A 19,163-nucleotide genomic window follows, 5' to 3' on the forward strand; every position below is an offset into this window, starting at 1 on the left:
ACGAGAACCGATTAAAAGCTCTTGTTAATACCGATAACCACACGGTCATCAAAAATTTTCGTTTGTGTACCATAAACTTTATGAGTTTCATCAACGGTGCTTCCGTGATATCTCAAATCGAAACTAAGACCAGCAAACATCTTGCTGACACCTAAGTTCCAGTGGCCCCAACCTTCGGCTCCTTCACCGTCTAGATCTTGATAGCCCACACTACCGGACACCTTAAGCCCATTGTCAAATTGATAGCTCGGGTGAATTGAGTAGTTAACGCCTTGCCATCCATCAACGCCAAACCAATCATCAATTGTTGGTGTGACTTCAAGTTGAATGTTGGCTTGGCCGAATTGTTTGCCGACTTTCATCCATAACTCAGTGTAGTTAGAGTATGAAGCGCCAGGGTAAAGGTATGAAAATACCATTACATCATAGGTAAAACCACTGTCGCCAAACTCACCCGCTTTACCAATATAAGGGGCTGTGACTATTTCAAGATTTGGATCGGCAAATTTGATATTTGAGGCAAAAACGCCGCCATACCAACCATCATCGTTACCCCAGCCTAACGTGCCTTGAACAACCGGAACGTCGCCATCCATGGTTTCAGACTCACCACGAAATACATAGTCAGAAGCAAAAGTTAGGTTGCCTGTGAGGGTTCCACCTAATACTTGGTTATCCTCTGCGTGGGCAATAGAGGTAGCGGATAGTAAAAAACTACCAATGACTAGTGCACTTTTGAGTGGGCTTGTTTTGTTCATAATCATCATCTCATGTCGCTGTTGTTTTGGCTGTTGTAAGCAATATATGCCGAACTTATGAACAGCCTTTGGGCCGAGAATGAACTAACAGAAAACAAATATGAAAACTTATGAATAGGAGTGGTTTAACTTGATGTTTAACATGGAGATAGCTAAGTATGTTAAGTGCTTTTCATTTACACTTTGTCTACATGGTTGTTGCAAGCGGCTGCGCAGAACCCATTGTTTCACTAAAAATTAACATGACTCGATGGTTTCATATAAAAATTTGCATTAACTTACAAAATCACCCGGCTGTAATTCTTGTTGCCTAGCCATGGGTATGAGATAAATAGACCTTCAGAATTTTAACAGAAAATTATGCTCCCACAATGTAGCTCGAAAGTACTATCAACTGCTCGAGAAAATCTTGTTTGGCAGCTCAAATTAGGAGTTATCATGCGGCAAATAGTGAAAATTGCCTCAGTGTTAAGTGTGGCGTTATGGATAACAGGGTGTGAGCAAAAGCCTGAACAAGGTCCACAGGACCTAGGACCTATGGAAGTCGGTTCTGTAACTGTCGTTGCCGAACCCCAATCTATTTTGGTTGAGTTACCAGGTCGCAGTAAGGCGTATTTAGAAGCCGAAGTTCGTCCCCAAGTCAGCGGGATTATCATTAATCGTGGCTTCGTTGAAGGTAAAGATGTGGTAAAGGGCCAGTCTCTCTATCAAATTGATTCATCTACCTATAAAGCGGCGTTAGTCAGTGCAAAAGCAGATTTAAAGAGTGCACAGGCGGGTTTAGTTTCTGCGAAAGCAAAGGCGCTGCGATTTGAAAAGCTGGTTAAATTAAACTCTATCAGTGAACAAGATTATGATGAAGCTGATGCTGCTTACAAAGAGGCGATGGCGCGCGTTACCGTTGCTGAAGCCGCTATTAATACAGCAAAAATAAACCTCGAGTACACTGAAGTTCGTGCTCCTATCTCTGGGCGCGTGGGTAAATCTTCTATCACCGCTGGGGCACTTGTTACGGCGAATCAGAGCCAAACTTTGGCGACTATTCAGCAGCTTGATCCGATCAATATTGAAATTGCTCAATCAAGTGCGCAACTACTACGTTTAAAAGCCAAGTTAAAAGCGGGTCAGTTAGAAGCGGCTGAAAACGCCGATGTTCAACTCATTCTGGAAGATGGCACGACTTATGGCCAAACGGGTACGTTACAGTTTGCTGAAGTGAGTGTGAATGAAAATACTGGCTCAGTGATTTTACGAGCTGAGTTCCCTAACCCTGATGGTGTGCTTATGCCAGGCATGTATGTCCGAGCTGTGCTGAATACAGGTACGGATCCACAGGCGATTTTGGTGCCACAACGGGCGATTACTCGCAATACGAAGGGCCAAGCTGTTGCCATGGTGATTGATGGCGAAGGAAAAGTGGCTTCACGTGTGGTGACGACTGCTGAAGTGATTAACAACCAGTGGCGAATTACTGATGGATTAGCTGTGGGAGACGAGCTTATCGTTGAAGGTCTGCAGAAAATCCGTCCAGGTATGGCAGTTAAAGCTGGTCCTTTGGTTGCAGACAAGCAACCTCAAGCACAACAACAGAAATAGGGTGTAATCATGGCACGTTTCTTTATTGATCGCCCTATTTTTGCTTGGGTAATCGCCATCATTGTGATGATGGCGGGGGTGCTATCCATCTTTGGTTTGCCCGTTTCGCAATACCCAAGTATCGCCCCCCCTTCTGTGGTGATTAGTGCGGTATACCCTGGAGCATCAGCTAAGACCATGGAAGATTCGGTCACTCAGGTGATTGAGCAGCGCATGACAGGTCTTGATAACTTGCGCTATATCTCTTCGACCAGTGATAGTTTTGGTAATGCACAGATCACCTTAACCTTTAACGCCGAAGCCGATCCTGATATTGCGCAGGTGCAGGTACAAAACAAGTTACAGCTTGCGATGCCTTTGTTGCCACAAGAGGTTCAGGCTCAAGGTGTCAACGTTGCTAAGTCGAGTGCGGGCTTTTTGATGGTCGCAGGCTTTGTATCAGAAGATGGCTCTTTAGATAAAAACGATATCTCTGACTACGTAGGCTCTAACATTCAAGATCCGCTAAGTCGTGTACCAGGTGTGGGGACTATCCAGTTATTTGGCGCACAGTATGCGATGCGAATCTGGTTAGATCCGTTAAAACTGACGCAATATAACTTAACCAGTCAAGATATTATCTCGTCTATCCGTGAGCAAAATGCGCAAGTCTCTGCCGGGCAATTAGGGGGCTCGCCATCGGTTGCTGGACAAGAACTCAATGCGACTGTATCGGCACAAAGCCGATTGCAGACGGCCGACCAATTTAAAAAGATCATTATTAAGGCTGATACTTCAGGGGCTAAGGTCTTTCTAGAAGATGTGGCGCGAGTGGAGTTAGGTGCAGAAAGTTACGCCGTCGAATCTTTCTATAATGGTAAGCCTGCAGCGGGTATCGGTATTCAGTTAGCGACGGGTGCTAACGCACTCGCTACCGCAGAATTGGTGCGCGAAAAAATTGATGAGCTTAAGCCTTTCTTCCCAGCGGGGATGGAGGTGGTGTACCCCTATGACACGACACCTTTCGTTGAAAAATCAATTGAAGGGGTTGTGCATACGCTACTCGAAGCCGTGGTCTTAGTATTTTTGATCATGTATCTGTTCTTGCAGAACTTTCGCGCAACGCTTATTCCTACGATTGCGGTGCCTGTGGTGCTCTTGGGAACCTTTGCTATTTTGTCGGCAGCAGGTTTCTCAATTAACACCTTAACCATGTTTGCTATGGTACTGGCGATCGGTTTGTTGGTGGATGATGCGATTGTTGTGGTGGAAAACGTTGAGCGGGTAATGCAGGAGGAGGGACTGAGTCCCATCGAGGCGACGAAGAAGTCGATGGACCAGATCACTGGTGCTCTGGTGGGTATTGGTTTAACGCTTAGCGCCGTGTTTGTGCCTATGGCATTTATGTCAGGCTCAACCGGGGTTATTTATCGACAGTTCTCTATTACCATTGTCTCCGCGATGGCACTGTCGGTCATGGTTGCTATCATTCTCACTCCTGCACTATGTGCCACTATGTTGAAGCCTATTGCTAAGGGCGAGAGCCATGCAAAAACCGGCTTCTTCGGATGGTTTAACCGTAAGTTTGATGCGTTAACATCGCGCTATGAAGCTGGCGTGGCAGCCATGATTAAACGTGCGGGTCGTACTATGATGGTGTTTTTAGCCATTACTGTCGCCGTGGGTTGGATCTTTATGCGTATGCCAACCGCTTTTTTACCCGACGAAGATCAGGGTATTTTGTTTACTCAAGCGATTTTGCCGGTGAACTCGACCCAAGAAGCCACGCAGAATGTGCTGGAAGATGTGACTGACTTTTACCTCAATGCTGAAGGTGACAATGTTAAGTCTGTCTTTAGTGTATCGGGCTTCAGTTTTGCGGGTAATGGCCAAAATATGGGTATCGCGTTCGTTGGTCTTAAAGATTGGTCAGAACGTCAAAACCCAGGTCAAGATGTGCAATCTGTTGCAGGACGTGCCATGGGCATGTTTATGCAGATGAAAGAAGCTTTTGTATTTGCCTTTGTCCCACCTGCGGTTATCGAGTTAGGTACAGCGAACGGTTTTGACTTCTATCTGCAAGATAGAAATGGTCAAGGCCATGATAAGTTGGTTGAAGCGCGTAATATGCTGCTTGGTATGGCATCACAAAACCCTAACCTAGTTGGGGTTCGCCCTAATGGTCAAGAAGATGCGCCTTTGTACCAGATCCATATTGATCACGCCAAGTTGCGTGCGCTTGGTATCGACATCGACTCTGTAAACAGTGTGTTGGGTACGGCATGGGGTGGTAATTACGTTAATGACTTTATTGACCGTGGACGTGTGAAGAAAGTGTATGTTCAAGGCGATGCCGATTACCGTATGCAGCCTGAAGATATCGACTCTTGGTATGTGAGAAATGCCAATGGTGAGATGGTGCCTTTCTCTGCCTTTGCAACAGGGACCTGGGAGTTTGGTTCGCCAAGACTTGAGCGTTTCAACGGTTTACCTGCGATGAACATTCAAGGTGGTGTTGCGCCTGGATTCAGCACGGGTGAGGCGATGAATATTATCGAAGATATGGTTAAACAGTTACCACCAGGGTTTGGTGTTGAGTGGAACGGTTTGTCTTACGAGGAACGCCTCTCTGGCAACCAAGCGCCAATGCTTTACGCTCTCTCTATTATTGTCGTATTCCTTGTTTTGGCTGCCCTGTACGAGAGTTGGTCAGTACCGTTTGCCGTTATCCTCGTGGTGCCGCTAGGGATTATCGGAGCGCTTATTGCGATGAATGGTCGTGGTCTGCCTAACGACGTATTCTTCCAGGTTGGTCTGCTAACGACTGTGGGGCTTGCGACGAAAAACGCCATTTTGATTGTGGAATTTGCTAAAGAGTTCTATGAAAAAGGTGCAGGTTTGGTTGAAGCGACCCTGCATGCGGTGCGAGTTCGTTTACGTCCAATCTTGATGACTTCTCTTGCCTTTGGTTTAGGGGTTGTGCCGCTTGCGATTAGTAGTGGCGTTGGTTCTGGTAGCCAGAATGCGATTGGTACTGCGGTATTGGGTGGCATGATGAGCTCAACCTTTATGGGGATCTTCTTTATCCCTATCTTCTTCGTTATTGTTGAGCGTATTTTCAGTAAGCGAGAAAGAAAAGGCGCGTCGAGTAGCGACAAGTAAGTCGACGATTATTAAGCACAACAAGCCCAGCATCTGCTGGGCTTTTTATTGCTGTTTGGGTGTTGCACTCAAGCAGGTTTTCATTAAAGATATCTGCCTAATAATAAGCCTTTAGGTAAATATATCATGCGTGCGCTCCCTAAAACCCTCGCTTTGCTGCTCTGCGTTAACAGCTATTATGTGCTCGGTGCCGACGTGCAGTCCGAAACAACCCCACAGTTAGCCAATACATATATTAATGATGCGATTTTGCCACCAATGGAGCCATGGCATGGTGACAGCGAATCCCTGTTAATGGCCGCCGATGATGAGTGGGCGACCCCTTTTGAACGCGATGGGCTGAAAACCAGTCCAAGCTATGTTGAAACCTTTGCTTGGCTCGATAAGTTAATTGCTCAAACCGACAAATTGAAAAAAGTGTCATTGGGTAAGAGTCCTCAGGGGCGTGATATCTGGATGATTATTGCCTCGGATAATGGTGCCAAAACGCCAGAGAGCTTAGCGGCTAATAACAAGCCGACAGTGATGGTTCAGGCTGGGATTCATGCGGGCGAAATTGATGGCAAAGACGCGGGTATGATGCTGCTGCGAGATATTGTTCTGGGAAATAAAGGTGCACTACTCGAACAGGCAAACTTACTGTTTGTGCCGATTTTTAGCGTGGATGGCCACGAGCGTAGTAGCCAGTTTAACCGTGTTAATCAGCGTGGTCCTGTTGATATGGGATGGCGCACCACGGCAAATAACCTTAACCTCAATCGAGATTATGCTAAGGCTGACACCCTAGAGATGCAGCATATGCTGATAGCGATTAATCAGTGGCAACCAGATCTTTATATTGATGTGCATGTCACCGATGGCATCGATTATCAGTACGACGTTACTTTCGGCTACAACCTTGCTCAAGGTTTAAGTCCTGCGAGTTTTCGCTGGTTAGATAAGCAATACCGTCCCTTTGTCGAGGCGTCGCTGCAAAGTCAGGGGCATCAACCCGGACCGCTGGTGTTTGCCATGGATAACCGTGATATGAGCAAAGGTCTATCTTTATGGAATGCCAGTCCACGCTTCTCTAATGGTTATGGTGATGCACGGCATCTTCCCACTATCTTAATTGAAAATCATAGTCTAAAACCTTTTAAGCAAAGGGTTTTAGGGACGTATGTGATGCTTGAAGCAACGCTTAAATTAGTGGGTGAACAAGCAACGACGCTTAAGTCTGCCATTAAGCAAGATAGTTATCGATATAGCGAGCGACTAACGCTAACCTGGCAATCAGAACAGCAGAAAGCTGGGTGGGATTTTAAAGGTATTGATTACACGCTAGAAGATAGCGTGATTAGTGGCGAACAGGTTGTGCGCTGGAGTGGCAAACCTAAGCTCTATAAAAACTTACCTGTGATCGGTAATACATTGGCCGATATTAAGGTCAACCGTCCATCAACATACTATATTCCCCCACAATGGACTGAGGTGATCGGGCGACTCGAGCTCCATGGCATTCGTATGACCAGGCTTGAGCAGTCTAAGTCGATCTCATTAAGCCAGTATCAGTTTAGTGCACCGCAGTTTGCCCGCCAAGATTATGAAGGACGTCAGCGTGTGACAGCTGAGGTCTCATCTAAGGTTGTGACCACCCAGCTACCAGCTGGTACTGTCAAAATTGACACGCGACAACCGCTTGGGGATCTGGCTATTTTACTACTCGAACCTCAATCGCCAGACTCGCTGTTCCAATGGGGATTTTTCAACCCTATCTTTACGCGGACAGAATACATTGAACATTACGCTGTTGAGCCAATGGCTGCCAAGATGTTAGCGGAAGATCCAAGCTTGCAGGCGGAGTTTGATAAGGCGTTGCAAGATACTGCTTTTGCTAGTGATGCTCAAGCAAGGCTGCGTTGGTTTTATGAACGCAGCCCTTATTATGACCGAGCCTATTTAGCTTATCCGGTATTACGTAATTAGGATGCTTTTTTATCGGTTTTTTATTGCAGACACTGTGTAGACAAGTGGTACATTTTGTCCTTGGTGCACTAGATAGTATCGGGGGCGTTCACTCGATGTTTGGCCTTCAACGAGTCCTTCGAACGCATCGTAAGGGCTAAAGTCAAACTCTTTGAGTGCGGTTATCTCAAGGCCCGCGTTTAACAGCGCGGTGACGACATCGGCCAGTGAATGTGGCCATGTCACCATGGTATGTTTTTTAGAAGAGCTGTTTTCTGTGTAGGTGGCCTCTTGCTCAACATCAGGTTCTGCTTGGGCAAAGTAGCTGTAGCCTTCCATTAATGCCTGTACCGGATGAAACTCAGCCATATAAAACAGCCCACCAGTTTTGAGTGCCGCCGCGATGATATCGGCCCAGCGTTGCAGGTCCGGCAGCCAGCATAATACGCCGTATGAGGTATATATAATGTCGAACTGCTGCGTCAACTGGGCAGGGGCTTGATAGATGTCACTACAGATAAAGTCAGCCTGCAGTTGGCATTGCCGAGCCAAAGCTCTGGCTTGTTCAATGGCGGTAGATGAGAGATCAACACCTGTGACGTTGGCGCCAAGCCTTGACCAAGATAGCGTGTCTAACCCAAAGTGACACTGTAGGTGCAACAGGCTTTTGCCTTGCACATCTAGCGCTTCAAGTTCTATTTCTTGCAACGAGGTATTGCCTGCGATGAAGCCTGGCACATCATAAAACTTGGAGGCGAGGTGGATTTTAGCGCGCTCATCCCATGCCGTTTTATTCAAGGTAAGATAGTCCATTAACAGTCTCCTTAACTATTAGGCTTTTCACCAAGATCTAGTGCTTTACACAACTAAGTGATGGTGTTGCTAATTCTATTTGGTGTTAATGAAAATATAACATAACTAAAACATATAGATACAGTGTTGGCATGGTTTCTGCTAATAAGCTTTTCATTGCAATAGATAAAAATAGCTAACAAAATCAGTTCATAAGATTTAATAAGGAAGATTCATTATGGTTTTACGTCCCTTAGTATTGTCAGCAGCACTCACTTTTGGTTTAAGCGGTTGCATTATTAATGTTAACGGTGCTGGCATGGAATCATTTGATTATCATCGAACCTCAGCGTTGTCATTAGATGCGAGTGGTCTGAATGGGCTGGAAGCTGAAACTGGATCGGGGGCACTGACCATTGAGGGGGTAGAGGGCTTAACTCAGATCACCTTAGAAGCGAATATATATGGGTATGACGGCGTAGAACCTGAGCTAACTTTAATGCGTGATGGCGACCAAGCTAAGCTAGTGGCAAATTTTGACTCCTTTTATCGTGTGTCATTCAATGGCTCATCACCCTATATTGATATCGTCATGAAGGTGCCTGCATCCATGATGCTAGATATCGAAGATGGGTCAGGCAGTATTGATATTAAAGGGATTGATGCCAACATGATTATCAAAGATGGCTCAGGCAGTATTGACATTGATGGTGGCAAAAATGTGGTGATCGATGACGGCTCTGGCAGCATTGTATTGGCTAATGTCGATGGCAACATCAATCTGGATGATGGCTCTGGCAGTATTGAAGTTAGCAAAGTAAAGGGTGATGTTGTGATCAATGATGGTTCGGGTGCCATGACTGTTGTTGATATTGCAGGCAAAGTGACTATCGATGATGGTTCTGGCGGAATCGAAGTAAGCAATACTCAAGGGCTGAATATCATTGAAGCAGGTTCGGGGGATTTGAGCTTTAACAATATTAATGGCCCTGTCAGCATGAATTAGACTTCCCGGCGCGGAGGCTAACTTTTGTCGATGGTGTAACGCTAAAGAGAAAGTTAGCCGCTGCCCTCCTAAAGCGAGGGGATGACCCCACGCTGTTTACGTTCGATGTAAAAATAGCGCTTAAGCTCTGGCACCAGTAAGATTGAAGCCAAACCTATCACCGACCACCGCATAACGATAACCTGCCAAATAATATTTTTATCCATACTTTCAGATAATTCACAACTAATCAGTGTGACTAGAATTACCGAGAATATAATTAATATGGCATTTTTAGGTAGACGAACCAGTGGCACATGTGACGCAAAATAGGCGCAAGATAGGCCCGTCATTGCCCCCGCAACGACATCTATGGGCCAGTGTGCTCCGACCAAAACGCGTGATACAGCGGCCATGGATGCCATGAGAATGAAAAGCCATAGGTAGCGAGAAAATTGGCCTGCAAGCATTAAAGTGCCTGCAAACAGAAAGGCGCTGCTGCTGTGAGCAGAAGGAAAACTATGCTGGGTGCGCACCTCACCTACAACATTAAGTATATCCAATACGGCTGCTGGTCGTGGCGCATCGAAATACTGTTTAAGTAATGGCAATAAAGCAAGTGATAGTATGCTGGCACAGAGCACTCGCGGGGTTAGCTCTGGGCGTTTGATTAAGCAACACAGCATAACCGCACCTAGTGTGACGCCATTGCCAAGATCTGTGATAACCCATTGCAGCCAAGGCGAGATTTCTGGTGAGTTGTCATTAATAAGCCTAAACGTAGCTAAGTTAATATGCTGGTTTAACATCAATAGATAACAAACAAATAGAGTGCACAGCAGTACTATAAACGCCCTGTTTTGCAAGGTTTTTTTGCCAGTGGTAGAGATTATGTTGCTTGAAAATAAACGACTCATAAGGTGCCTCGCATAATGCTGAGGCACCAGTTTACCCTGTGGGTTGTGAAGGAAGCGTGAATGTCCTAGGTTATTGTCGAGTTTTAGGCTGTACAGGTCGCCTATGCTCCTTGCTTATGCTGGATACTGGGGCTTTCGTTTAGCACTAGGAAAAGTCAGTGTGCGATATTGTCGAAGAATGAGCAGGCCAGCTAGGCACAGCAGCCCCCAGCGCAATAACAATACTTGCCAAATAAGCTCTTTATCAAAACTTTTGTCGAGTTCGCAAATAACCAGCACCAACCAAAGAAAGCTCAACAGATAACAGTGATTACGCAGATTGAGTGTTAGCTTTGGTAATTGCGCCGCACAGGCCGCACAGAATAAGCCGACAAAAGCCCCCATAATGACGTCTTGTGGCCAATGTGCGCCAACGGCTAAGCGTGATAGCCCAACTAGCGTGGCAAAACTAATGGCTAGCAACTTAATACTGCGTTGTTGATAGGCAAAAAATAGCGTACCAGCAAATAGAAAAGCACTGGCGGTATGTCCGGAAGGGAAACTATGTTTCAACCTGATTTCACCAACAATATTAAGCGTCTCTAACAATACCGCGGGTCGAGGTGCATCAAAATACTGTTTTAACATAGGGACTAAGATCAGAGAGAGAGCACTCGCCACAATAACCCTTAACAGTAATTCAGGACGTTTAACGATACAACAGAGGGTGATCACACCTAAGGTGACGCCATTGCCAAGATCTGTGATGGTAAGCAACAGCCAATCAGGAAGGTAAACAGGCAGTTGATTGAAGAGTTGGAACACACTTAAATTGGTTGCGTTGTTTAGTGTCAGCAGATGAAAACTCAACATGACCAACAATAATCCGATGTATTCTCGTCCTTGATACTTATCTTGCGCCGGCACTCCTTGAGCCGTTGCCTGGAATGTTATACCCATTAGTATCTTAAATTACACAAAGGGAGGTTACATTAATGAATTGTTACCACCAAGTAAAGCGGTGTTGGCATTATACTAAAGAATGACATGATTTATTTAGCGGGTTAGCGAGTTTTTTTACGTTACTTGTTGAAAATAATTAATAAAAATATATTTCCAAGAGGTATTTAGCTTGCATCACTTTGTATCAATGCAAGTTTTGCATTCTTGTTGAGCTTTTTTACTACTATCTCTCTTTTTAGCGCCGCAGAGTGGTTGCCTACTTGTTCTTGGTAACAGAGCTTTAATGGCCCCTTGCCTTTAAGGTATTTGGCGGCTTTGGCACCACCGGTTTGATGCTCCTTAAACCGTCTCGCTATATCGGTAGTGATACCAGTATAGAGTTGCCCTTGGCGGCAGCGGATCATATACAAGTACCACACAGCATCACTCATGGCTGTAGCGTTTTTAATTGAGTCTGCCATCCCCTTAAGACTGCTCTAGTAGGCCGATAAAAAAGGCATACTCTTGGGCGGTATCCTGATAATGGCGGTATCGGCCACTTTTCCCACCGTGTCCAGCATCCATATCGGTTTGGAAAAGCAGCAGGTTTCGATCCGTTTTTAATTCGCGTAGTTTTGCCACCCATTTAGCGGGTTCAAAATACTGTACTTGTGAGTCGTGTAAGCCCGTGGTCACGAGTATGTGCGGATAGTCTTGTGCCTTAACTTGATCATAGGGCGAATAACTCAGCATATAGTTAAATGCTTCAGCTTCATTAGGGTTGCCCCATTCGTCATATTCATTGGTGGTTAAAGGGAGTGACTCATCAAGCATAGTCGTGACGATGTCGACAAATGGCACGTGAGCGGCCACTGCAAAGTAACTGTTTGCATTTTGATTTATCACACCGCCCATTAATAGGCCTCCGGCACTGCCGCCAGCGGCGACCACTTTATGTTGATCGGCATAACCTTGATTTACCAGAGCATGGGTCACATCGATAAAATCATTAAAGCTATTTTGTTTATTTAGCAAGCGGCCATCGTCATACCATGGCCTGCCGAGCATCTCGCCGCCTCTCACATGGGCAATGGCATAAACGAACCCTCTGTCGAGCAAGCTGATGACGGCGCTGTCAAAGTCCGCATCTATGGTGTATCCGTATGCACCGTAACCATATTGATATAGTGGGTTGGTGCCATCTTTTTTAAAGCGGTCTATTCGATAGACTAAAGTCACGGGTACCGCTTGACCATCTCGCGCATTAATAAATAGTCGCTCTGAGCGATAATTGTCACGGTTGAAGTCACCGAGCACATTTTCCTGTTTGAGCAAAACCTTTGTCGATGGCTGACTGAGATCGTATTGATAGATGGACTCGGGCGTTGTGGGACTGGAGTAGAAAATACGAAGTTGACGACTATGTTGACTTGGGTTGACATCAAAGCCAACGACATAAGCTGGGTCATCGAAAGCGAGTTGGTAGTGAGCTTCACCATTAAAAGGACGAACTTCAATCTGGCTCAGACCCGATTGACGACTTTGTACCACGAGATAGTCACTGAGTAGCAGGACATCTTCAATACGACGGCCTGACTTGGCGCCGATAACCTCTTGCCAGCTTTCTTTGTCATGAGCTTGTGAGCGTGACACCGTCATTAAGCGGAAATTAACCGCCTCCCAATTGGTGAGGATATACAATTGCTCACCTCGTTTTGCGATTGAGTACTCATGCCCCTGCTCCCGTTCAAGTAGCGGCATAAACTGACCTAATGGCTGATGGCTGTCGAGTAGCGACACTGCTGTGGTTTCTGTACTGTCGTGGTGGAGCAGAATAAGCGTTTCATCTAAGGTCTTGGATAATGACAGATAAAAACTGTCATCTTGCTCCTCATAGACGAGTACGTCTTGGGATTGAGGTTGGCCTAGTTGGTGGCGGAATACTTGATAGCCTAGGAGGGTTTGCGGATCTTTGGCAATATAGAATAGGTGCAGATTATCACTGGCCCATACTAAACTGCCATCGGTGCCCTCTAGCTTATCTGCTAGCATTTGACCCGTATTGAGATCTTTTATCTCAATGGTATAGATGCGGCGGCTCAGGGTATCTTCGCTGAAAGCCAACAAGGATTCGTCCGGGCTGACGCTGAAACCTCCTAAGCCAAAAAACTCATGACCCATGGCGCGCAAATTGACGTCGAGTAATATCTGCTCCTCGTCTGCCAATTGTGGTTTGCGTGAGATGATAGGGTACTCACCGCCTTGTTGATAGCGGCTCATGTACCAGTGATTATGCCAATAGTAGGGGGCGCTCGACTCATCTTTATCTAATCGGCCGACTAACTCTTCAAAGAGTGATGTTTGCAGTGATTTAAATGGTGCAAACTTGGCTTGGTGATAGTCATTTTCAGCGGTTAAGTGCGCCAAGACTTCGGGGGCTTCACGCTTATCATCACGCATCCAGTGATAGTTATCGACACGATTGATACCATGGTTTTTGTGCAGATGAGGCTGCTTTTTGGCGATTGGTGGTTGTATAGATGGCATCTGAACTAAGACCTTATGTCGATGGATAGGACCGCTGAATATCTGAAAAATAGAGCTTAGGTGATCTAGGTTATGCTTGTCACTCTCTCACTTGTTATTTGAATAAAATAAGCGCACCATATCGTCGCTTTCCTCACCGGAAAGCAAGTTCTCAGGGCGGGGTGAGATTCCCCACCGGCGGTGATAGTCACTTAATGTGATGTAAGCCCGCGAGCGCCTAGATCAATGTTGATTTAGGGTCAGCAGATCTGGTGACCTTTACGCCATGTAGAGTATTCCAGAGCCGACGGTAATGAGCATTTAAACCATTAGGGTTTTAACTGCACTAAGTCCGGATGAAAGAGAATATAAGAGCTCAATATCGCTACATGCTGTGGTCTCTCATTGGTCGTGGCTTTGTGACTGATTACTGTGCACTCTTATCCAGCGTTACTGAACCTTATGGGGGCGGTGATGTGATTTTCTGTACGCCCTGATTCTGGAAAAAAACCATTTTATTAGTCTTACTAAGGATTTAACCATGAATCAGTCTTTACTCTCTCGTTTTGGTGATGCACATGCTCGTGTCGAAGCCGCACTAACCGCACTACGAGCAGGCCAAGGTGTTCTCGTTGTTGACGATGAAGACCGAGAAAACGAAGGTGATCTTATCTATTCTGCAGAGCACTTAACTAATGAGCAGATGGCTCTGCTTATACGCGAATGCAGTGGTATTGTCTGCTTATGTTTACCCGATGAAAAAGTTCAGCAATTACAGTTGCCACCTATGGTGGAAGATAACTCGAGCCAATACGGTACAGCATTTACCGTTAGTATTGAGGCAAAAGTGGGCGTTACCACAGGCGTTTCAGCTGCCGACAGAGTGACAACGATTAAAGCGGCGATAGCAGATAGTGCTACCCCTACAGATCTGGCTCGTCCAGGGCATGTTTATCCGCTACGTGCCCAGCCTGGTGGCGTATTAACGCGCCGTGGTCATACTGAAGGCACTATTGATCTAATGCAGCTAGCCGGTTTAAAAGCCGCAGGTGTGTTGTGTGAAGTGACCAATGTTGATGGCACCATGGCTAGGTTGCCCGAAATCATCGCGTTTGGTACTAAACATCAGATGCCTGTTCTAACGATTGAAGATATCGTTAGCTATCGCCTATCACAGGTTGCTAAAGCGGGGTAATTAGGTGGGAAAAATAACCAAAGAGTCTGTCTTTGTCTCTTTGGTTATAAATTGTTATCAATTATGTCTCTTTTCTAATTCATACTTTTGTATGAATTTTTCTGCAAGGTGTTAAAGCAACCTGTAACAATTAAATAAATGGCATTAAAAAATAATGACTTAGTCATTATTTTGACGTTGAGCATCTTTTTCCGTGATATAGATTAGACTTTAGTGAACTAGGAGTGACACTTAGTATCGGCTATGGTACTTATCTCAGACCTTTAAATAAGCGTCTGCTCTTATGATAATCAAGCAAGGAGCGCTTTCGATGTCATCTGTACTCAATCGGTTAAGCCTGAATCAAAAGTTAATTCTGCTTGCGGCTATTCCAATGTTACTTTTTGTACTGTTTGGCACGCTTAGGATGACTGAACTCGCCGAACGCTACTTTGCAGCACAACGTAATTCCCTTGCGATAGATATCACCCAACAAGTTGAACAGCTCATTTTCGAGGTGCAAAAAGAGCGTGGTCTTTCTGCTGGTTATATTGGCAGCGACCAAGAACAGTTTCATCGACGCCTGATGGCGCAGCGCACCATCACTGACGAACAGGTTAGTGTTTTTCTTAATAGCCGTGAATTAGCCGATTTTAATCGCTCTTATGCTCAGGCAAGCAGACAAGCGGTTAACCTACAACAAAACTTTGAGCAGATAAAAGCATTGCGGGCTGAATTAAAACAAGCACGTATCGATGTCGATCAACTTAAAGCGGATGAACCGCAAAAATTTTACCGTGATTTCTCCCACCACCTATTAGTGATTATTTCCCAAATTCAGATGCGGACGCAAAATACACTGCAGGCCAAGTCTTATCATGATTTGATTAATATTCTTAAAATTCAGGAGTTGGCTGGGCAAGAAAGGGGGTTAATGAACCGACTGCTTGCATCAAGTAAGGTTGAACCAGCAGCTTATTTAGCCTTGAGTTCAGTGGAGAGTGCGTTAGATGTAGCCGAAATAGAACTTGTTTCAACCGCTTTAGAGGCTAACTTGCCCATTATTCAAAACAGTTTAAATAATGATGCCAGCCATAAGGTTAGCTTGATGCGGGAGCAAGTGAGATCACAAATCGCGCTGGTCGCCTTGGGGCGTCAGATGAGCGAGGCGATGGGTTATGGTGGGATGATCCATAATTTTAAAAACTTTCTGTTACGGGGAGAGCCTGAATATATTTCTGCATTCGAGCGTAATTTACACAAATTTTGGCTTAAGCTAAATGAGGCCAGGCAGTTAAGTTATCTGACATCAAGCCAACTCGGTGCCCTAGAACAGCTTGCTAGTACAGTCGAGGAGTATCATCGCCATTTAGATTTGCTGGTACGGTTAAAGGGTGAGGGAGTGCCCATAGTAGAACAGGACCGCCAAGTTCGCCTCAATGATGAGCCTATGCTACAAGCCTTGAGTAAACTGCAGTTTCAAACGCCTATCGTTTCCAGTGAAGAGTGGTGGCAAGCGTCGAGTGAGGCTATTGCTTACCTATATTCTGCCAGTACCCAATTAACCGAAAATATCGCGGAGCTTAGCTTAGCGCAGAAGCGTGAGTCATTGTTTTATTTGCTACTTGGAGTGCTTGCTGCCATATGTAACATCATACTATTGCTTGTGGTAGGACGCTTTATCGTAAACAATTTAATCGAGCGTATTTCAACGATCTCCACTGTGATGCAGCGCATGGCTAAAGATACCGACTTACAGCTTACAGTGCCTGTGGACGGTACTGATGAGGTTGCCAAGATGTCGAAGGCATTGAACCTTATGCTTAACGAGCGTCTTAAGGCAAACCGTCAACTTAATGTGGCCGAAGCAGTATTTAAATATTGTGCTGAAGGGATAGTGGTCACTAATAAGGATAATCATATCGAGGCGGTGAATCCGGCATTTACCCAAATCACAGGTTATGGTTTCGACGAGGTAAAAGGGCGGAGCCCTTCTTTGCTTAACTCCAATCAGCAGCCACATCATTTTTATGTGCAAATGTGGGAGTCGCTAAAGCAATACGGTAAATGGCAGGGTGAGATTTGGAATAAACGTAAGAATGGGCAAGTCTACCCAGAGTATCTTGCCATCACTGTGGTGAAAGACGAACAGGGTGAAGTTATCCAGCATATCGGCTTATTTCTTGATATTAGTAACCGCAAGAAATATGAAAAAGATATCTGGTATAAGAGTAACTATGATGCGCTAACTAATCTGCCCAATCGTCAGCTTTATAACGTTAGGTTGCAACAGATGTTGCAGATTGCCGAGCAAAAATCTTGCTCTGTATCAGTACTCTTTATCGACTTAGACCGCTTTAAATATGTCAATGATATCTACGGCCACAGTATTGGTGATGAGCTATTACAGATAGTCGCTGCAAGACTTGAATCTTTACTAGAGCAATATGATTTTGTCTCCCGTTTAAGTGGTGATGAGTTTGTGATGGTGATGGGGCATGTTGAGCATCAAGGCCGTATAGAAGAGCGCGCTGAGCAGATCATTTCTCATCTGTCCTCACCATTTGGCATCAACCGTAACGAGATCTTGATCTCCGCCAGCATTGGCGTCAGCTGTTATCCAACCAATGGCCAAGAAGTTGAGGTGTTGACGCGCAATGCCGAAACCGCAATGTATCAAGCCAAAGGAGATGGTCGTAACAACTTTAGCTTTTTCTCATCAGACATGAACAAAGATATGCTCGAGCGGATCACGTTAGAGCAGAGTCTGCGCCGAGCGGTATTACAACAAGAGTTTTGTCTTCATTACCAACCAATAATCGATAACCAGACCGAGCAGATTATCGCTGTCGAAGCTTTAGTACGTTGGCTTGATCCTAAGAAGGGGTTGATACCGCCTGATCAATTTATCCCTATTGCGGAGGAAACAGGGCTGATTGAACCGATAGGTGAGTGGGTGTTGCAGCAGGCGTTAAGTGACTTGAAGGGCTGGCATGAAAAAGGCTACCTGATCAATATGGCTATTAACGTATCTAGCCGCCAGTTAGTGCATTCACATGCCAATGAATTTGCCTGCTTATTGAATGGTTTGCTGCAAAAGTTTGATATCGCGCCGCAATCTTTACATATTGAGATCACTGAATCTATGTTGATGGCAGATACTGAGCAGGCACTCAATGCACTTAATGCTATCAGAGCGCTTGGGGTTGAAATCTACCTAGATGATTTTGGTACGGGCTATTCATCATTGAGTTACCTCAAGCGTTTCCCTATCTCTGTGATCAAGATAGATAAGAGCTTTGTCGACAATATGCTTGAAGATAAGGCTGATGCTAATCTGATCAAGGCTATTATCATGATGGGCCAAAGTTTAGATATGAAGCTGGTTGCGGAAGGGGTTGAAAATATGGCGCAGCAAGAGTTCTTACAGGGATTAGGCTGTGATTACGTTCAAGGTTATCTTATTTCTCGTCCGTTAGCGGAAGTGGATATTATTGAGTTGTTGGCGGATGCAGCTAAAACGCAGCTTGAAGAGATAGAGCTTAATTGGGAAACCGCATAGCCGTATACAAAAATCATCAATAAAAAAGGGCAGCTAAGCTGCCCTTAATCACAAGTCTTGATGTGCTAGACAGCAGCAGTCATTATGCTTGCAGATTCTTCAACAGCCATTTGGGCCAAGTCTTTATCAACAAAAAATAGCGCCTTGCCATCTTCACCCACTAAACGGATCTTATCGACGATAGACTTAAACAGCTTTTCCTCTTCATGTTGCTCTGAGACATACCACTGTAGGAAATTAAACGTGGAGTAATCTTGGTTAGTAAAGGCGGCATGAGCTAAAGCGTTAATCTTACTTGTGATCATCTGTTCATGTTCATAAGTGTATTCAAATAGCGCAAGCAGTGAGTCGAATTCAGCTTGCGGCGCTTCAATGGCGCCGAGTAGCGGCATGCCACCGGTTTCACTTACGTAAGTGAATAGACGGTGCATATGTTGCATCTCTTCATCTGCGTGGGTACGCATAAATTTTGCGGCACCCTCAAAACCCTTGTCTTCACACCAAGCGCTCATCTGTAGGTAGAGATTTGAGGAGAAGAACTCCACATTAATTTGCGCGTTCAACTGATCAATCATCGTTTGTGCCAGCATTTTACTTCCTTATTCATAGTCATTCTTAAGCCCTGCTATTGTGTTAAACCACACTTTGAAATGCAACCATATTTACTTAACTTAATGTTTTTAAATACAAATCGTTATTATTCACTGGGTTTTAAACTGTGAATAATAGAGGTAGGCTTGCGAGGACTCTTGGGTTTCATACGGCTTAGGCTACTGATCTCCCTTTGGTTATTGGTAAAGCTGTGGCTTTTAAAGGGATTTCGGGGGAGGTAATCGACGTCTATGGA

13 protein-coding genes and 1 riboswitch are annotated in these 19,163 nt (G+C 45.1%); of the genes, 6 read left to right on the forward strand and 7 right to left on the reverse strand.

All coding sequences use genetic code 11. From position 1 onward, the window contains the following. Positions 1-11: 11 nt before the first annotated feature. Positions 12-767 (reverse strand): TorF family putative porin, encoded by a 756-nt coding sequence (locus tag BEL05_RS10395; RefSeq protein ID WP_069671123.1) that lies wholly within the window; start codon positions 765-767, stop codon positions 12-14. A gap of 429 nt (positions 768-1,196) precedes the next feature. On the opposite strand from BEL05_RS10395, the gene BEL05_RS10400 reads away from it, so the two are divergent. From BEL05_RS10400 to BEL05_RS10410, 3 genes are all read left to right on the forward strand, one after another. Further along, positions 1,197-2,354, forward strand: coding sequence for an efflux RND transporter periplasmic adaptor subunit (locus tag BEL05_RS10400; RefSeq protein WP_069671124.1), 1,158 nt, complete (start codon positions 1,197-1,199; stop codon positions 2,352-2,354). 9 nt (positions 2,355-2,363) lie between these two features. Then, positions 2,364-5,495 (forward strand): efflux RND transporter permease subunit, encoded by a 3,132-nt coding sequence (locus BEL05_RS10405; RefSeq protein WP_028763430.1) that lies wholly within the window; start codon positions 2,364-2,366, stop codon positions 5,493-5,495. Between the two features lie 126 nt (positions 5,496-5,621). Next, complete coding sequence (locus BEL05_RS10410; protein ID WP_069671125.1) at positions 5,622-7,460, forward strand: M14 family metallopeptidase; 1,839 nt, start codon at positions 5,622-5,624, stop codon at positions 7,458-7,460. Positions 7,461-7,469: 9 nt separating this feature from the next. On the opposite strand, the gene BEL05_RS10415 is transcribed toward BEL05_RS10410, so the two are convergent. After that, a complete protein-coding gene (locus BEL05_RS10415; RefSeq protein WP_069671126.1) occupies positions 7,470-8,252 on the reverse strand; it encodes a class I SAM-dependent methyltransferase in 783 nt (260 codons plus the stop codon). 217 nt (positions 8,253-8,469) lie between these two features. Between BEL05_RS10415 and BEL05_RS10420 the strand changes: the two genes are divergently transcribed. Continuing rightward, complete coding sequence (locus BEL05_RS10420; RefSeq protein WP_028763427.1) at positions 8,470-9,237, forward strand: DUF4097 family beta strand repeat-containing protein; 768 nt, start codon at positions 8,470-8,472, stop codon at positions 9,235-9,237. 68 nt (positions 9,238-9,305) lie between these two features. Here the strand turns inward: BEL05_RS10420 and BEL05_RS10425 are convergent, their stop codons facing one another. The 4 genes from BEL05_RS10425 to BEL05_RS10440 all read right to left on the reverse strand — a co-directional run bounded on the left by BEL05_RS10425 (position 9,306) and on the right by BEL05_RS10440 (position 13,601). Continuing rightward, positions 9,306-10,133 (reverse strand): phosphatase PAP2 family protein, encoded by an 828-nt coding sequence (locus tag BEL05_RS10425; RefSeq protein ID WP_069671127.1) that lies wholly within the window; start codon positions 10,131-10,133, stop codon positions 9,306-9,308. A 114-nt stretch (positions 10,134-10,247) separates the two neighbouring features. Next, entirely contained in the window at positions 10,248-11,072 is an 825-nt protein-coding gene (locus BEL05_RS10430; protein ID WP_051413040.1) for a phosphatase PAP2 family protein, read from the reverse strand. A gap of 167 nt (positions 11,073-11,239) precedes the next feature. Continuing rightward, complete coding sequence (locus tag BEL05_RS10435) at positions 11,240-11,536, reverse strand: GIY-YIG nuclease family protein (protein ID WP_175427337.1); 297 nt, start codon at positions 11,534-11,536, stop codon at positions 11,240-11,242. 4 nt (positions 11,537-11,540) lie between these two features. Continuing rightward, positions 11,541-13,601 carry a S9 family peptidase gene (locus tag BEL05_RS10440; protein WP_069671128.1) on the reverse strand — a complete coding sequence of 687 codons (2,061 nt, stop codon included), beginning with the start codon at positions 13,599-13,601 and terminating at the stop codon, positions 11,541-11,543. Positions 13,602-13,744: 143 nt separating this feature from the next. Next, positions 13,745-13,952: riboswitch (FMN riboswitch) on the forward strand. A 169-nt stretch (positions 13,953-14,121) separates the two neighbouring features. Here BEL05_RS10440 and ribB point away from each other — a divergent pair. Further along, positions 14,122-14,775 carry a 3,4-dihydroxy-2-butanone-4-phosphate synthase gene (ribB, locus tag BEL05_RS10445; RefSeq protein WP_069671129.1) on the forward strand — a complete coding sequence of 218 codons (654 nt, stop codon included), beginning with the start codon at positions 14,122-14,124 and terminating at the stop codon, positions 14,773-14,775. 310 nt (positions 14,776-15,085) lie between these two features. Next, positions 15,086-18,316 carry an EAL domain-containing protein gene (locus BEL05_RS10450; RefSeq protein ID WP_069671130.1) on the forward strand — a complete coding sequence of 1,077 codons (3,231 nt, stop codon included), beginning with the start codon at positions 15,086-15,088 and terminating at the stop codon, positions 18,314-18,316. Positions 18,317-18,381: 65 nt separating this feature from the next. Here BEL05_RS10450 and ftnA read toward each other — a convergent pair whose 3' ends face one another. After that, positions 18,382-18,906, reverse strand: a complete 525-nt coding sequence (gene ftnA, locus BEL05_RS10455) for a non-heme ferritin (protein WP_028763422.1) — start codon at positions 18,904-18,906, stop codon at positions 18,382-18,384. Positions 18,907-19,163: the final 257 nt, after the last annotated feature.

Source organism: Shewanella colwelliana (genome assembly GCF_001735525.1).
Taxonomy (GTDB): Bacteria; Pseudomonadota; Gammaproteobacteria; order Enterobacterales; family Shewanellaceae; genus Shewanella; species Shewanella colwelliana.

Bases quoted from the DNA above. Each gene is read 5' to 3' on its own strand.
- BEL05_RS10395 (WP_069671123.1), bottom strand. From the start codon at position 767: ATGATGATTATGAACAAAACAAGCCCACTCAAAAGTGCACTAGTCATT.
- BEL05_RS10400 (WP_069671124.1), top strand. From the start codon at position 1,197: ATGCGGCAAATAGTGAAAATTGCCTCAGTGTTAAGTGTGGCGTTATGG.
- BEL05_RS10405 (WP_028763430.1), top strand. From the start codon at position 2,364: ATGGCACGTTTCTTTATTGATCGCCCTATTTTTGCTTGGGTAATCGCC.
- BEL05_RS10410 (WP_069671125.1), top strand. From the start codon at position 5,622: ATGCGTGCGCTCCCTAAAACCCTCGCTTTGCTGCTCTGCGTTAACAGC.
- BEL05_RS10415 (WP_069671126.1), bottom strand. From the start codon at position 8,252: ATGGACTATCTTACCTTGAATAAAACGGCATGGGATGAGCGCGCTAAA.
- BEL05_RS10420 (WP_028763427.1), top strand. From the start codon at position 8,470: ATGGTTTTACGTCCCTTAGTATTGTCAGCAGCACTCACTTTTGGTTTA.
- BEL05_RS10425 (WP_069671127.1), bottom strand. From the start codon at position 10,133: ATGAGTCGTTTATTTTCAAGCAACATAATCTCTACCACTGGCAAAAAA.
- BEL05_RS10430 (WP_051413040.1), bottom strand. From the start codon at position 11,072: ATGGGTATAACATTCCAGGCAACGGCTCAAGGAGTGCCGGCGCAAGAT.
- BEL05_RS10435 (WP_175427337.1), bottom strand. From the start codon at position 11,536: ATGGCAGACTCAATTAAAAACGCTACAGCCATGAGTGATGCTGTGTGG.
- BEL05_RS10440 (WP_069671128.1), bottom strand. From the start codon at position 13,601: ATGCCATCTATACAACCACCAATCGCCAAAAAGCAGCCTCATCTGCAC.
- ribB (WP_069671129.1), top strand. From the start codon at position 14,122: ATGAATCAGTCTTTACTCTCTCGTTTTGGTGATGCACATGCTCGTGTC.
- BEL05_RS10450 (WP_069671130.1), top strand. From the start codon at position 15,086: ATGTCATCTGTACTCAATCGGTTAAGCCTGAATCAAAAGTTAATTCTG.
- ftnA (WP_028763422.1), bottom strand. From the start codon at position 18,906: ATGCTGGCACAAACGATGATTGATCAGTTGAACGCGCAAATTAATGTG.